Annotated in this window: 16 protein-coding genes and 1 pseudogene; 8 read left to right on the forward strand and 9 right to left on the reverse strand. The window is 71.3% G+C overall.

Features of this window, described 5'->3' with window-relative positions; genetic code table 11:
* Positions 1-11: 11 nt before the first annotated feature.
* Positions 12-968: an AraC family transcriptional regulator gene (locus tag ACG00Y_RS13015; protein WP_394479404.1), complete on the reverse strand. Its 957-nt coding sequence runs from the start codon at positions 966-968 to the stop codon at positions 12-14.
* Entirely contained in the window at positions 968-1,501 is a 534-nt protein-coding gene (locus tag ACG00Y_RS13020) for an OsmC family protein (protein ID WP_394479406.1), read from the reverse strand. Before ACG00Y_RS13020 ends, ACG00Y_RS13015 begins: the two co-directional genes overlap by 1 nt.
* Positions 1,502-1,632: 131 nt before the next feature.
* Here ACG00Y_RS13020 and ACG00Y_RS13025 point away from each other — a divergent pair.
* A pseudogene (locus ACG00Y_RS13025) lies at positions 1,633-2,454 on the forward strand (class I SAM-dependent methyltransferase).
* Here ACG00Y_RS13025 and ACG00Y_RS13030 read toward each other — a convergent pair.
* The 4 genes from ACG00Y_RS13030 to ACG00Y_RS13045 are packed head-to-tail and all read right to left on the reverse strand — an operon-like array spanning position 2,441 to position 5,974.
* Entirely contained in the window at positions 2,441-3,316 is an 876-nt protein-coding gene (locus tag ACG00Y_RS13030; RefSeq protein ID WP_394479408.1) for an alpha/beta fold hydrolase, read from the reverse strand. The pseudogene ACG00Y_RS13025 and the gene ACG00Y_RS13030 overlap by 14 nt on opposite strands.
* A gap of 48 nt (positions 3,317-3,364) precedes the next feature.
* Complete coding sequence (locus ACG00Y_RS13035) at positions 3,365-3,982, reverse strand: TetR/AcrR family transcriptional regulator (protein WP_394479410.1); 618 nt, start codon at positions 3,980-3,982, stop codon at positions 3,365-3,367.
* 32 nt (positions 3,983-4,014) lie between these two features.
* Entirely contained in the window at positions 4,015-4,839 is an 825-nt protein-coding gene (gene fghA, locus ACG00Y_RS13040) for an S-formylglutathione hydrolase (RefSeq protein ID WP_394479412.1), read from the reverse strand.
* A 13-nt stretch (positions 4,840-4,852) separates the two neighbouring features.
* Positions 4,853-5,974, reverse strand: a complete 1,122-nt coding sequence (locus tag ACG00Y_RS13045) for a lactonase family protein (RefSeq protein ID WP_394479414.1) — start codon at positions 5,972-5,974, stop codon at positions 4,853-4,855.
* A 153-nt stretch (positions 5,975-6,127) separates the two neighbouring features.
* Here ACG00Y_RS13045 and ACG00Y_RS13050 point away from each other — a divergent pair, with 153 nt between their 5' ends.
* Together ACG00Y_RS13050 and ACG00Y_RS13055 are read left to right on the forward strand one after the other, a co-directional pair.
* Positions 6,128-6,592: a CreA family protein gene (locus tag ACG00Y_RS13050; protein ID WP_394479416.1), complete on the forward strand. Its 465-nt coding sequence runs from the start codon at positions 6,128-6,130 to the stop codon at positions 6,590-6,592.
* A complete protein-coding gene (locus ACG00Y_RS13055) occupies positions 6,589-7,746 on the forward strand; it encodes a GGDEF domain-containing protein (protein ID WP_394479418.1) in 1,158 nt (385 codons plus the stop codon). The genes ACG00Y_RS13050 and ACG00Y_RS13055 overlap by 4 nt, the downstream gene beginning before the upstream one ends.
* Positions 7,747-7,757: 11 nt before the next feature.
* Here ACG00Y_RS13055 and ACG00Y_RS13060 read toward each other — a convergent pair whose 3' ends face one another.
* Both ACG00Y_RS13060 and ACG00Y_RS13065 read right to left on the reverse strand, forming a co-directional pair.
* Complete coding sequence (locus ACG00Y_RS13060; RefSeq protein ID WP_394479420.1) at positions 7,758-8,768, reverse strand: hypothetical protein; 1,011 nt, start codon at positions 8,766-8,768, stop codon at positions 7,758-7,760.
* Positions 8,759-9,970 carry a hypothetical protein gene (locus ACG00Y_RS13065; RefSeq protein ID WP_394479422.1) on the reverse strand — a complete coding sequence of 404 codons (1,212 nt, stop codon included), beginning with the start codon at positions 9,968-9,970 and terminating at the stop codon, positions 8,759-8,761. Before ACG00Y_RS13065 ends, ACG00Y_RS13060 begins: the two co-directional genes overlap by 10 nt.
* A gap of 172 nt (positions 9,971-10,142) precedes the next feature.
* On the opposite strand from ACG00Y_RS13065, the gene ACG00Y_RS13070 reads away from it, so the two are divergent.
* Complete coding sequence (locus ACG00Y_RS13070) at positions 10,143-10,331, forward strand: hypothetical protein (RefSeq protein ID WP_394479424.1); 189 nt, start codon at positions 10,143-10,145, stop codon at positions 10,329-10,331.
* A gap of 61 nt (positions 10,332-10,392) precedes the next feature.
* Here ACG00Y_RS13070 and ACG00Y_RS13075 read toward each other — a convergent pair whose 3' ends face one another.
* Positions 10,393-11,040: a response regulator gene (locus tag ACG00Y_RS13075; RefSeq protein ID WP_394479426.1), complete on the reverse strand. Its 648-nt coding sequence runs from the start codon at positions 11,038-11,040 to the stop codon at positions 10,393-10,395.
* Positions 11,041-11,233: 193 nt separating this feature from the next.
* Between ACG00Y_RS13075 and ACG00Y_RS13080 the strand changes: the two genes are divergently transcribed.
* The 4 genes from ACG00Y_RS13080 to ACG00Y_RS13095 all read left to right on the forward strand — a co-directional run bounded on the left by ACG00Y_RS13080 (position 11,234) and on the right by ACG00Y_RS13095 (position 13,834).
* Complete coding sequence (locus ACG00Y_RS13080; protein ID WP_394479428.1) at positions 11,234-11,557, forward strand: BON domain-containing protein; 324 nt, start codon at positions 11,234-11,236, stop codon at positions 11,555-11,557.
* A 124-nt stretch (positions 11,558-11,681) separates the two neighbouring features.
* Positions 11,682-12,092 carry a response regulator transcription factor gene (locus ACG00Y_RS13085; protein WP_394479430.1) on the forward strand — a complete coding sequence of 137 codons (411 nt, stop codon included), beginning with the start codon at positions 11,682-11,684 and terminating at the stop codon, positions 12,090-12,092.
* 4 nt (positions 12,093-12,096) lie between these two features.
* The gene (locus ACG00Y_RS13090; RefSeq protein ID WP_394479432.1) at positions 12,097-13,491 is read left to right on the forward strand and encodes a CHASE3 domain-containing protein; all 1,395 of its coding nucleotides are present in this window, start codon (positions 12,097-12,099) and stop codon (positions 13,489-13,491) included.
* Positions 13,492-13,609: 118 nt separating this feature from the next.
* Positions 13,610-13,834 (forward strand): hypothetical protein, encoded by a 225-nt coding sequence (locus ACG00Y_RS13095; protein ID WP_394479434.1) that lies wholly within the window; start codon positions 13,610-13,612, stop codon positions 13,832-13,834.
* Position 13,835: the final 1 nt, after the last annotated feature.

The following is a 13,835-nucleotide window of genomic DNA, read 5'->3' on the forward strand; positions in this document are numbered from 1 at the left end:
GGCCGCCCGGATCAGCCGCGACGGCTGCGGCGCCAGGCCGCTGGCGGCGCACCGTATTCGCGGCGGAAGGCGCGGCTGAAGGCGGTGTCGGTCTGGTAGCCGACCTGCTCGGCAATGTGCGCCAGCGGCGCATTGCTGCCGGCCAGCAGGTTGGCTGCCAGCACCATGCGCCAGTGGGTCAGGTATTGCATCGGCGGGCTGCCCACCAGCTGCTGGAAGCGCTCGGCCAGCACGGTGCGCGATGTGCCGGCCGAGCGCGCCAGCTCCTCCACCGTCCACGGGCGGGCCGGCTGTTCATGCAAGGCCTGCAGCGCGGCGCCGACGATGCGGTCCCCCACCGCCGCCAGCCAGCCGGTGCGGTCGGGCGGCAGCCCGTTCATGTACAGGCGCAACACCTCGATGAACAACACCTCGGCCAGCTTGGCCAGCACGCCCTCCCCGCCCGGCCGCGGCGAGCGGGCCTCGGCCAGCGCATAGCGGATGGAACTCTCCAGCCAGGCCCCGGCGCTCGAACCGCGCACGTTGACGCGCACCAGCGGCGGCAAGCCGGCCAGCAGCAGGCGGGCTAGGCGCGCGTCGCAGGCCAGGTAGCCGCACATCAGCTGCGTCTGCGCACCGCCACCGCCGTAGCTCAGCAGGCGCGGGCGGCGTGCGAGCAGGCGCTCGAACCGCGCGCCCTTGGCCGGCGGCAGGGCCGGGTCGGACGCCATGCGGTGCGCGTCACCGTGCGAGAAGACGATGACGTCACCTGCCGTGAGCGCCACCGGCTCGCTGCCGTCCAGCGTCACATGGCAGTCACCGTGGGTGATGAGGTGGAAGATGACAACTCGCTCGGCCGTCGGCTCCAGCAGCGGGGCGGCAATGTCGGCATGCGGCGACTGGTAGCACCACGGCGCGGTGAAGCGGCCCTGCAGAAAGATTGCGCCCACCAGACGCACCACGCCCAGCGTGTGGGACAGCGCATCCATCAGCCTGCGGCGACCTCGATGTCCAGCAGCAGCGGCACCGGCTGGCGCAGCGCCGCCGGCACCGGGGAGCGCAGGCAACTCTGCTCGACCAGCTCGCGGATCTGCGCCGCCGTCAGCCCGGCGGCCGCGATGCGGATGTGCAGCGTCATCGCCACGGGCGCGGCGCCAACGGGCTGCCCGTCATCGCCGGCAAGACCCAGCAGGCCGCGCGTGTCCGAACGGCTGGTGACCCAGGCGTCGAGCGACTCAAGCGCCACCCCCTGCACCGCCGCGTTCATGACGATGCAGGTGACGGCGCAGGAAGCCGTGCCCGCCCGCAGCAGCCAGCCCGGCGTCACGCCGCCACCGCTGCCGCCGAGTTCAGGCGGCATGTCGGTCTCGACGCGCAGGCCGTTGTCGTGCAGCGCCGAGACGCGCAGGCCGCCTTCCCAGCGCACCCGTGCGGGCGTGTCGTCGTGCAGGCCCAGCTCGGGCCGCTTGCGCATGACGGCGGCCACGCGCTCCAGCGCGGCGGCGATGCGGTCCAGGGCCATGGCACTCTCCCAAGGGGGTGTCGATCGATTATGGGACGCCGGACGCTCGGGCAGGAATTGCGGGCGACAGGGCAGGACGCCAGCGCTGTACGGCGGGATGCTGGCCGCCTTGCCTGTCAGGAGACACCCCCATGAACGCACCGCTCGACCCCACCGCATTCAACGCCCTCAAGGCCCGCCAGCAAACCGCCTGGGCCAGCGGCAACTACGCCGTCATCGGCACCACCTTGCAACTCGTCGGCGAGCAGCTCGCCGAGGCCTGCGACCTGCGCTGGGGCGAACGGGTTCTCGATGTGGCCGCCGGCAATGGCAACGCCAGCCTGGCCGCCGCGCGGCGCGGCGCGACGGTCACGTCCACCGACTACGTGGGCGACCTGCTGCAGCGCGGCGCGGCGCGTGCCACAGCGGAGGGCCTGCAGATCGAGTTCAGCGTCGCCGACGCCGAGGCCCTGCCCTTCGCCGACGCCAGCTTCGACGCCGTGCTGTCCACCTTCGGCGTGATGTTCACGCCCGACCAGGCCAAGGCCGCAGCGGAGCTGGCGCGCGTCTGCCGCCCGGGCGGGCGCATCGCCCTGGCCAACTGGACGCCCGAGGGCTTCATCGGCCAGCTGTTCAAGGTGATGGGCCGACACCTGCCGCCGCCGGCCGGTGCCCAGCCACCGTCACTGTGGGGCACCGAGGCGCACCTGGCCCAGCTGTTCGGCGATGCGGTGAAGGACCAGACCGTCACACGCCGGCACTTCCAGTTCCGCTACCGCTCGCCGGCGCACTTCATCGAGGTCTTCCGCACCTAGTACGGCCCGGTGCACAAGGCCTTCGCCGCGCTGGGGCCGGACCAGGGCGCCGCGCTGGAGCGCGACCTGGCGGACCTGCTGGCCACGCTGAACCGCGCCGGGCCCGACAGCCTCGTGGTGCCGAGCGAGTACCTGGAGGTCGTCCTCACGCGCCACTGAACAGGTGCTCGGCGATGTGCTGCATGACGGCCGGGTCGCTGAGCAGCCGCCGGTGGCCCAGACCCTCGGTCACATGCAGGCGGCCGGCAGGCAGGCCGGCCAGCAGCGTCTCGCTGCCAACGATGGGCGCGGTGATGTCGCCCCGGTCGTGCACGATCAACGTCGGCTGCGTGACGCGCTCGGCCAGCCAGGCGGGCTCGAAATGCCCCAGCGACGCGCCCTCGCGCCGCTCGAAGCGCCCGCGCATGCGCGCCGCCAGGCCTTCGCCGGTGCCCATGGCGTCGGCGAACCAGCGCAGGAACTGCCAGGGCGGCGGCGCCATCGCAACCAGCGCCACACGCTTGGCGGGCAGGCCGCGCGCCAGTGCGTGCGACAACGCCATCGCGCCGAGCGAATGCGCGACCACGCCGTCCCACGGCCCGAAGCGCGCCGTCACGGCGAACAGCGCCCGCACCCACTGCAGCAGGTTGCTGCGCCAGCCACCGCTGCGGCCGTGGGCCGGCAGGTCCAGCAGCACGGGCTCGAAGCCGGCCACGGCCAGCGTGTCGGCCAGCGGGCGCAGCTGCTGCGCGTCGCCGGCCCAGCCGTGGGTCAGCAACACCTTGGGGCGGCCGGGCTCGATGTCCGCACGCTGCCAGACGCTGATGTGGCCGCCCTCGAACGGCAGCCGCCGCTCCACCCAGGGCCGCGGCACGGCGCGCGAGCGGGCCAGCCACTTGGTCGGCATCGGCGTGAAGAACAAGCCCATGGCGACGCGCGTGCCCAGGGCCGGCGACACATGGTGCAAGCCGCGCAGCAGCGCGGCGACGCCGCGTGCGGCTGGGGAGGCGAAGAAGGCGGCGGCGGGGTTGTGGGTGGTCATTGAGGACTCCATATTTCGCACGACCGTGCGACACGTTGGCAAAAAAACTCAGCGGGCAGGTTGGGGCACTTTCGCGGCGGCCAGCATGCGCTCCCAGGCCTTGATGCCACGCTCGTGCACCAGCGGGTCGCGCAGGAAGCGCGTGTCGCGCAGCAGGCCGGTGAAGAGCGCGTCCATCTCGAAGACGAACTGATCGGCGTCCAAGTCCGCCCGCAGGTGGCCGGCCTCGATGGCCTGCAGCACGGTGCGGCGCAACGCTGCGCGCAGGCGCAGCACGCCGTCCTCCAGCTGGTCGCGCACGGGGCCTTCGCGGTCGTCGTACTCGAAGGCACCGGCCGTGTAGAGACAGGACAGCGTGCGGTCGGCGTTGGTGGCGCGGGCCAGCCAGCGGCGCATGATGGCATCCAGCCGCGGCAGGCCGCGCGGCTGGCTCATGGCGGGCACGAAGACGGACTGCTGGAAGCGCCGGTCGTACTCCAGCAACACGGCCACCTGCAGTTGCTCGCGCGAGCCGACGCGCGAGAACACGCCGCTCTTGGACAGCCCCAGCCGCTTGGCGACCTCACCGATGCTCAGGCTCTCAAGCCCCTCGGCGGCGGCCATGGCCAGCGCCGTGTCGACGATGGCGGCCAGCGTGGCTTCGGCGCGGTCAGTGCGGGTTTCCATGCCAACAATTTAGCACGACCGTGCGACGGATATCAAGTGAGCTGGCTGGCGTGATGGCGCAGGTGGTCGTCAACGAAGCTGGCGATGAAGTAGTAGCCGTGGTCGTAGCCCGCGTGGCGGCGCAGCGTCAACGGCTGGCCGGCGGCGGCGCAGGCGGCCTCGAAGGCTTCGGGATGCAATTGCTCGGCGAGGAACTTGTCGGCCAGGCCCTGGTCGATGAGGATGCCGCCCGGATAGGGCGCCGCGCGCTGGATGCGCATCAGCTCGCTGGCATCGTGCGCGGCCCAGGCGGCGCGGTCCTCGCCCAGGTAGCCGCCGAAGGCCTTGCGGCCCCAGGGGCAGCGCATCGGTGCGGCAATGGGCGCGAAGGCCGACAGCGACTGGAAGCGCCCCGGGTGGCGCAGCGCCAGCGTCAGCGCGCCGTGGCCGCCCATGGAGTGACCGAACAGGCCGACGCGGTCCAGGCCGGTTTCGTGCTGCACCAGCGGCAGCAGGTCGTTGAGGAGATAGCTCTCCATGCGCCAGTGCTTGGCCCAGGGCTCGCGCGTCGCGTCCAGGTAGAAGCCGGCGCCGACGCCGAAGTCCCAGCTGTCAGCCTCGCCCGCCACATTGGCGCCGCGCGGGCTGGTGTCGGGCGTCAGCAGCGCCAGGCCCAGTTCGGCGGCCAGGCGCTGGGCGCCGGCCTTGATGGCGAAGGTCTCCTCCGTGCAGGTGAGGCCGGCGAGAAAGACCAGCAGCGCCTTCGGCTGCGGCGGCAGATAGAGGCCGAAGCGCATGGGCAGGCCGATGGCTGCCGAATCGTGCTGCAGAAAGCGCTGGGTGCCATTAAAGGCGCGGTGTTCGCTGAGGGTTTGCATGGCTGGCTTGAATTCAACGCCGCAGGAAGCGGACATGGTGGGGTCGGTCCACCGTCACGTCGCGGCCTGCGGGTGACAGCGTGCCGCGCTCGGGGTCGATGCGGAAGACGGTGACCGTGTGGCCGTTCTGGTTGGCCGCCACGAGGAAGCGCCCGCCGGGGACGATGCCGAAGCTGCGCGGTGTGCGCCCGCCGGTGGGCGTCGTCTCGACAAAGCGCAGCGAGCCGTCCTGCGGGCTGATCGTGAACACCGCGATGCTGTCGTGGCCGCGATTGGACACGTAGAGAAAGCGGCCACTCGGGTGGACCAGGATCTCGGCGGTGCTGTTGCCTTCAGACCTGACCCCGGCCGGCAGGCTCGACAGCACCTGGAAGCTGTCCAGTGCGCCACTGGCGGCGTCCACGCGGTAGGCGGTGACGCGGGACGTCAGCTCCAGGTTGACGTAGGCGTAGCGGCCGCTCGGGTGGAAGGCCAGGTGGCGCGGGCCGCCGCCAGGCTCGGTGGTGGCATGCGTGTGCGGCGTGAGGCGGCCACTGTCCACGTCGAGCCGGTGGATCATGACCTTGTCGAGGCCCAGATCGGGCACGTAGGCAAAGGTCTGGGTCGGGCCGGGGTAGATGCCGTGTGGGTGCGGTCGCGTCTGGCGCTGCGGGTTGACGCTGGCGCCCTCGTGCCGGACGGCGGACGCCGCCGGCCCCAGCTTGCCGTCGTCACCGATCGGGTAGGACACCACGTTGCTGCCGTTGTAGTTGGCCAGCAGCAGCACGCGGCCGCTGGCATCCACCGAGATGTGGCAGGGGCCGTTGCCGCCCGAGGGCTGGGTGTTGAGCAGCACGAGGCTGCCGTCCGGCTGCACGGCGAAGGCGGCGACCTCCTCTTTCCACGAGCCGTCCGGCGCCTTGCCGGCCGCGACCGAGTAGACCAGCGGCTTGCTGGGGTGCATGGCCAGGAAGCCGGGGTTGCCGATGGCGGCAGCCAGCCTTGGGGGCGAGAGGGCGCCGGAGGTCTCGTCGAGTGTGGCGACGTAGATTCCCTTGCTGTCACCGCCGGTGTCGGTGCCGACATAGACCCACGTTTCGGCGGCGATGGTGAAGGGCATGAGCGTGGCAAGAAGGGCCAGGGAAAGGCGTTTCATCGAGGAGGTCAATGGGCCAGGTGTTGCCGCATTGGAACCGAGGTGACTGGGTGCTGCTGCGGCGACTGCCTTTTGCTCGGCGCCACGCGCAGGGCCGCAGTGCGTGCAGAGACCGCCCCCCGTGTCCGCCGCAGCCGCTTTAGACTGCCCCGCATGAAGCCAGCCGCCCTCCTGCTCCTTCTTGCCTCGGCCGCAGCCCAGGCCGAGCCCATCGGCTCCGTCGACACCGCCTTCAAGCTGATCGGCCCCGACCACAAGATCGTCGTCGACGCCTACGACGACCCCAAGGTGCAAGGCGTCACCTGCTATGTGTCGCGCGCCAAGACCGGCGGCATCAGCGGCGCCATCGGCCTGGCCGAAGACAAGGCCGAGGCCTCCATCGCCTGCCGGCAGGTCGGCCCCATCGCCATCAAGCAGCCGCTGGCCCGGCAGGAAGAGGTCTTCAACGAGCGCATCTCGCTGGTGTTCAAGAAGCTGCGCATCGTCCGCATGGTGGACGCCCCGCGCAACACGCTGGTCTACCTCACCTACTCCGACCGCCTCATCGACGGCTCGCCGCAGAACAGCATCACCGCCGTGCCCGTGGGCCGCGAAACCGTCATCCCGCTGAAGAAATGACATTCACCGAGGCACTGTTCGCGCTGATGCCCATGCAGGCGCTGGCCGCCGCGCTGGTGCTCATCACGCTGATCGGCTGGCGCGAAGCGGATGCCGGCGGTCGCTGGGCGCAGGTCGGCATGGCGACGCTGGCGCTGGGCCTGGCACTGCGGAGCCCCGTGCTGGGCGACCCCGCCAGCGTGCCGAATGCCGTGCACAGCGGCGGCGCCGGCCTCGTCAGCGTGAGCCTGTCTGCGCTGTGGTGGGCGCTGGGCCTGTGGCTCACACCCCGCCCCGGCCGCTGGGCGATGACGGCCGCGCCGGTCGTGCTGACCCTCGGCCACGCGCTGCTGTGGCAACACCACGACGCGGCGCAGACGCTGGTCGACCTGGTGCTGGGCGCGCAGCTCATCTGGCTGGGCGTGGCGCTGACGCTGCCCGGCCGCACCGCCGTGCTGCAAGGCCTGAACAGCCGGCGCTGGCGGCTGCTGGGCCTGGCCGCCGTGCTGCCGCTGCTGGGTGCCATGCTCAGCCGCGCCATCGCCACGCTGCTCGGCGACACGGCCCCCTGGCCCGACCTCGTGCTGGCCCTGGCCGGCCAGCTGGCGCTGCTGCTGGCCCTGCCGATGCTGCTGCTGGCCTGGCGCGGCCAGACCGAGGCGGAGCTGGCGCGGCTGGCACAGACCGACGGCCTGACCGGCCTGGCCGACCGCAGTGCGTTCACGAAGCGCTCGGTCGACCTCATCTCCATGGCCCGCCGCTACGACGAGCCGCTGGCCCTGGTCCTGCTGGAACTCGACAACGTCGCGGCGCTGCGCAGCGAGCGCGGCACGGACTTCGCCGACCGCGCGCTGGCGCTGTTCGCCAGCTGCGTGCAGGCGCAGATGCGGCTGGGCGACCTGGCCGGCCGCCTGGAGGGCGAGCAGTGCGGCGTGCTGATGGCGCGCTGCCTGCCGGAAGGCCCGCAGGCGCTGGACCGCCGCCTGCGCACCGCGCTGGCCACCAGCGCGCCCGGCGAGCTGGGCCTGGCGCTGTCCTTCAGCGCCGGCTGGGGCCGGCTGCGCCCGGGCGACCGCGGACTGCCCGACCTGCAGCGCCGCGCCGAGACGGCACTCTACGAAGCGCGCCGCGCGGGCGGCGGCGTGTTGATGGCCGAGCCGGGCGTGGCGGACTGAGCCTGGGCGGCTCAGCTCTGCAGCGCCCAGCGCCTGCACGACTGGTAGGTCTGCTGGCCGTTGGCGTCCCAGGCTTCGAACTTGGGCGCCGCCTCGATCGCTTCCAGCGCCGGCACGGCGACTTCGCGGTCCTTCACCATGCAGGCGAAGTAGGCCAGCCGGTTCTGCCAATAGCGGCTCTTGGGTGACTCATTGATGAGCTGGCGCAGGCCGTCGCGCATCAGCGGCCAGCGGGCCAGGCTGTCCTCGAACAGCTTCTGTTCGTAGTCGCTCTCCGCCGCGATGTTGTAGGAGCGGGCGTAGCGCATCAGCGCGGCGCCATCCGGCAGGCCCTTCATGGACTCGCGGACCCAACTCTCCAGCTGCTCGGGCTCGCCGCCCCACTTGGGCATCAGGCTTTCGAGGCTGCGGTTGTGGATGCACTCGTCGAACGCGTCCTTGCGCATGCCCTTGCGCGCAATCTCCAGCTGCTGCCTGAGGCTGACGTCCAGGCCGCGCAGCAAGGTCAGCAGCGGGCGGATGTAGTAGTTGTCCCGACCCATCACCACCCCATGCGTCTTGGCGTAAGTCAGGGCCTCGTTCAGCTTGGCGCGGAAGTCGGCGAAGCGCTGATCCGACACGGTCTTGGCATAGCCGGCGCCTCGGTAGAACCAGGCCTGGTCCACCAGCGCATCCAGATGCATGGCGTGGGCCAGCGGGGAGTCCGGGCGGCGGCGCGCCCAGTCCAGCGTCGCCGCCACCTTGGCTTCATGGTAGGCCTGCGAGTTGCCGTTGTAGCTCCGGTCGGCGCCCACGCCGAACAGGCAGGCCGCGTGGCCGCCTTCCTGGGCACGCTGCACCTCCGTGAGCGACGCCGCACGCAGCCGCTCGACTTCGGCCCAGTCGCCCCAGAACATCGCCTCGGCGGCCTGGTCCTCGATGGTGTCGGCCAGCGGCGCCGGCGCCGCTGGCGGCGACTGAGATACCGCCACGCCCTGCGCCAGGGCGAGCACAAAGGCCAGCAGCGTGGGTCTCAGCGCCATGACAAGCTCCATTGGTACTCCCGTTGCACGGCCTTTAGGCCGCCCTGCTTGGCGGCGGCGGCCGACCAGTCTTCCTCGCGGGCCTTGGCCATCGTTGCCAGTTCGAGCGTGCCCTCGTGTGCGAAGGCGCGCGCGCCGCGGATGCCCGGCACCTCCACCTCCCGCTTGATGACCTTCACACGCACGACGCGGCCTTCGGCGTTCACGTCGCCCAACACGGTGATCAGGCCGCGTGTGCCGAAGTAGTCGGACAGGCTGGGATAGGGATCGCCGTCACTCAGCGGGCGCGCGGCCCAGCGCCGGTCGCTCCAGAAGAAGTCCGCCGCCTGCATGGCCATGGCGGCGCGGAACTGCGCCGGGTCGGCGCCGGCCCATTGGTGCATCGCGCAGCGTTGCGCCGGCGTGGCCAGGACCGGGTCGCGCCGCGTGTCGTCGCTGTCGCCCAGGAAATGGAAGGCCAGCACCGGCGGCAGCGGCGTCTTGGGCGGCTGGGCGGTGGCGCGCAGTTGCAGCAGCGCCTCTTCCGCCGCCAGCGGCTCGGCCGCACTGACCTGACGCGGCTGGCCCCAGCGTGCCAGCAGCTCGCGTTCGGCCTGCACGGCTTGCTGGCGCACCTCGGGCGGCAGGCCGCGCAGCCGGGCCAGGCGCATGACGAGTTCGCTCGCCTTGGGGCCCACGGGGCGGCACATGCCGGGCGTCTGCAAGGCCCGGGCGAGGGCGGCATCTTGCGCCTCGCCGGTGCTGTCCCGGCCCCAGATGGCGAACTCGTTGGTCAGCCGCGCCAGCATGCGGTTGAACGCCCGCTGCGGATTGGGCTGCTGCATCTCCTCGATCAGCCAGCTGTCCATCAGCGCGCGCACGCGCGGCAGGTGCTCGGCCTGCATGGCTTGCGCGGCCGTCCGCAGATCGGTGTCGAGTTGATCGTCGGCCAGCACGGTGAACCGCGGCACGACGTTGGTCTTGAACACGCGGTTGATCTCCGCCACGGCGCCCTCAGGGACCACCGGCGGCGAGGCCGGCGCCGATGCGGCAGCGGGTGGCTGTGCCGGCACGGTGATGGCCGGTTTCGCAGGCACCTTGACGGCTGCCTTGACGGGCGGCCTCAACGCCGGTTTTGCCGGCGCCTTGTCAGCGGCGCTGGCCAGGCCAGCAGCCGCCAGCGCCGCGGCCAGGCTCAGCAGAGCCGCAGCTTTGCATCTCATCTTGTTCTCCCTTGGACGGCCGCATTGTGGCCAAGCCGAACCGGCGCGCACCTCATGGTTTTCTTGGCCGCCGTGTCGGCCTTGTCCGACACGGCAAGGCGCCGCTGGCCGATCCGTGGCCCGATGCACTGCCACGATCCTTGACGGCGACATCACATCACTGGAGCACTTGATGGCCGACCTCCGCACCCATTCCGAGCCGGCGGTGCCGGGCACCCTGACGAATCGCCTGCTGCTGTCGTCGCTGACGCGCTGGTGGTCGCCGGCCGAGACCTCGTCGTCGGTCGACACGGAGCTGGGCTATGAGTCCGCGCTGCCGTGGACGCTGGGCGACACGCAGGACGGCCGCGTCGACGACTGAGTCGCCCTCAGGCTGCTGAACAACCAGGCCCGCCCCGGCATCGCCGCGGCGGGCCTGCCGCTTACTGGATCAACCCGTTCTTGAGCGCGTAGTAGGTCAGGTCGCTGTTGGTCGCCAGCTTGAGCTTCTCCAGCACGCGCGTGCGGTAGGTGCTGACGGTCTTGACGCTGAGGAACAGCGCCTCGGCGATGTGGCCCACGGTCTCGCCCTGCGCCAGGCGCAGGAAGACCTGGAACTCGCGCTCCGACAACACCTCGTGCAGCGGCTTGTCGGTGGCCCCGCCGCTGGCGCCGCCGACGACGCTGTCGGCCAGTTGCTCGGCCACGGCCGGGCTGATGTAGCGCCGGCCGCGCGACACGAGGCGGATCGCGTTGGCGATCTCGTCCGGGTCGCATTCCTTGTTCAGGTAGCCGGCAGCACCCTGGCGCAGCAACGTGGTCGCGTAGTGCGCCTCGGGGAAGCCGCTGAGGATGAGCACCGGCAGCTCGGGGAAGCGCGCCTTGATGGCCGCCAGCGCGTCGACGCCGCTCTGGTCGGGCATGGAGATGTCCAGCAGCAGCACGTCGACATCGCCGCGCCGCGCCATCTCCAGCGCCTCGTGGCCCGTGGCGCCTTCGCCGGTGACGCGCAGGTCGACATGGTCGGACAGGAACTGGCGCAGCCCGGTGCGCACGATGGCGTGGTCGTCGACGATACCGATGCGGATCATGGTGTGTCTGCGTTGGAGAGTGATGTGTCAGCGTAGCAGCCCGTCATGCCGCCTGGCCTAGGCCGGTGTCCTACAACGATGACAGCCGTGTCCGACAAGCGGCATGTCTGCGGGACTATCTGCGGCAGGGGGCGCTGCTCCGATAGTGCGGCAACGGCCCAGCGTGGGCCGCCAAACCAAAAGGAGCACCACCATGCTGAACAAGTCCGCCCTGACCCTCGCCCTCGCGTCCGCCCTCATCGCCACCGTCGGCGTCACCAGCGGCTGCGCCGTGGCCCGCGACCAGCAGACTGCCGGCAGCTATGTCGACGACACCGCGCTGACCACCCGCGTCAAGGCCAAGTTCGCCGCCGACCCGATCGTCAGCGCCATGTCCATCAGCGTCGAGACGCTCAAGGGCACGGTCCAGCTCGCCGGCTTCGCCAAGAGCAGCGAAGAGCGCGCCGTGGCCGAGAAGCTGGCCCGCGAGACCTCCGGCGTCGTCGCCGTGCGCAATGACATTGCCGTCCGTCCCTGATGCCCCCTCGCACGCGTCGCGCCTAGGACAATTCCTACAGCGCGACGCGTTGCCGATGCAGCCGGCCGCAGGTCGAAGCGGTTCATACTTGATCCTCAACAAGCCATACGCTGCCGTCGGGGCCATGCCAGCACTCAAAGCCTTCATCGTCGAGGACAGCCCGGTGATCCTGGAAAACCTGGTCGCCACGCTGGAGGAACTTGCCCAGGTGGAGGTGGTGGGGTCGGTGGCCGACGAGGCCAGCGCCGTGCGCTGGATGAGCCGCAACCCGGAGTCCAACGCCGACCTCTTCATCGTCGACGTCTTCCTGCGCTCCGGCACCGGCCTGGGCGTGCTGCAGGCTGCGCAACGGCTGGGCGTGCGGGCGCGGCGCGTTGTGCTGACCAACTACGCCACCGAGGAGATGCGCCGGCGCTGCGCCAGCCTCGGTGCAGAGCGCGTGTTCGACAAGAGCCGCGAGCTGGACGACCTCATCGCCTATTGCGCCGAACTGGCCGAGCAGGTTTCGTCCCGCCCTGCAGCCGCGGCGAGCTGAACGGGTGCTGCGTCATCTCGACCCCTGGCTGGAGGGCGCTGCGCGCAACCGCGGCATCGCCGTGGGCCTGGCCGCGCTGGCCGCTGCCGCCGTCATGGGCGTCAGCGAGGCGGCCTTCTGGGGCGCCGACAAGGCGCTCGCCCAGTCCCAGGCCCGCCACCTGGCCCGCGACGACAGCCTGCGCCTGCGCGAGCTGCTGACCACCGCCGAGACCGCCCAGCGCGGCTACCTGCTGACCGGCAGGGACGACTACCTCGCCCCCGTGCAACTGGCCGAGCGCGAACTGCCGGCCGTGCTCAACCGGCTGCGCGGCCAGTACGAAAGCTCCGACTGGGCCACCCTCGTGGCCCATGCCAGTGATCGCGCCGACGAGAAGCTCTCGGAGCTGCAACTGGTCATCCAGCTCTACCGCGATGGCAATGTGCCGGCCTGGCAGGGGCTGGTGGAGTCCGACATCGGCCGCGAGAAGATGCAGGCGGTGCGCGATGCCGTCGCGCAGCTGGACCGCCATGAGCTGGACCAGATCGCGCTGGAACGCGAGGCGGTCGACCGCTCGCTCAGCTACGGCCGCATCGGCGTGCACGGGCTGACGGTCATCAGCCTGCTGGGCCTGGCCATCTTCCTGCGCCGCAACGAGGCCCTGCACAAGGCCCGCCGCCAGCATGCCAACGAGCTGGCCCAGGAGCGCGACCGGCTGGACGGCGAGGTGGCCCGCCGCACCGCCGAGCTGACCGAGCTGGCCCGCCACCTGCAGACCGTGCGCGAGGACGAGCGCGCCCACCTGGCCCGCGAGCTGCACGACGAGCTCGGCGCGCTGCTGACGGCCGCCAAGCTCGACGTCGCCCGCATCCGCCGCATGACCAAGACGGCGCCCGACATCGACGAGCGCCTCAAGCACATGAGCGCCCTGCTGGACCAGGGCATCGCGCTGAAGCGCCGCATCATCGAAGACCTGCGGCCGTCGGCGCTGTCCAACCTGGGCCTCACGGCCGCGCTGGAGATCCTGGTCCAGGAGTTCGCGCAGCGCTCGGGCCTGCAGATCAGCCTGGAGCTGACCGAGGTCCCCACCGAGGACGGCGACCGCCTGGCCTTGTACCGCCTGGTGCAGGAGGCGCTGACCAATGTGCTGCGCCACGCCAAGGCCAAGACGGTGCGCGTGTCGCTGGGCGAGGCCGATGGCTGGCTGCAGCTGCAGATCCGTGATGACGGCCAGGGCTTCAACCCGGAGGCCGTCGGCGCCGGCCATCACGGGCTGCTGGGCATGCGCTACCGCATCGAGAGCCTGGGCGGCACGCTGCAGCTGCTGTCCACGCCCGGACGCGGCACGCTGGTGCTGGCGCGGCTGCCACGCCGCACGGCGCCCGGCACGGTCGAGCCGGTGGCCGAATCGGCCTCCTGAAGTCCTACAGCGCCTGCCTGAGGCGGCCGACAACCGACCGCCAACCCGCCAGCCACACTGACCCCAGGCCCACCCCCCCTGCGCGCGACGGGCCGGTTTCATCAGCACGGAGGGCGCCATGGAGTTCCTGAAATCACTGCCTGCCAAGGTCTGGCTGCTGGCTGCGGTCGCTGCCGGCAGCGTCGTTCTGGCCACCATGGACGACGCGCCGCCGCGCTCGGCGACGCCAGGCGCCGCCACGCAGTGGCAGGCACAGTTTGCGCAGGGCCTGCAGGTGTCGCTGCGGGCCGTCGCCGACGGCAACGAGCGGCCAGCCATCGACCGCACCACCAAGCCGCGCTGAC

This window comes from Pelomonas parva, from assembly GCF_043555835.1.
GTDB classification, from domain to species: domain Bacteria; phylum Pseudomonadota; class Gammaproteobacteria; order Burkholderiales; family Burkholderiaceae_C; genus Pelomonas; species Pelomonas parva.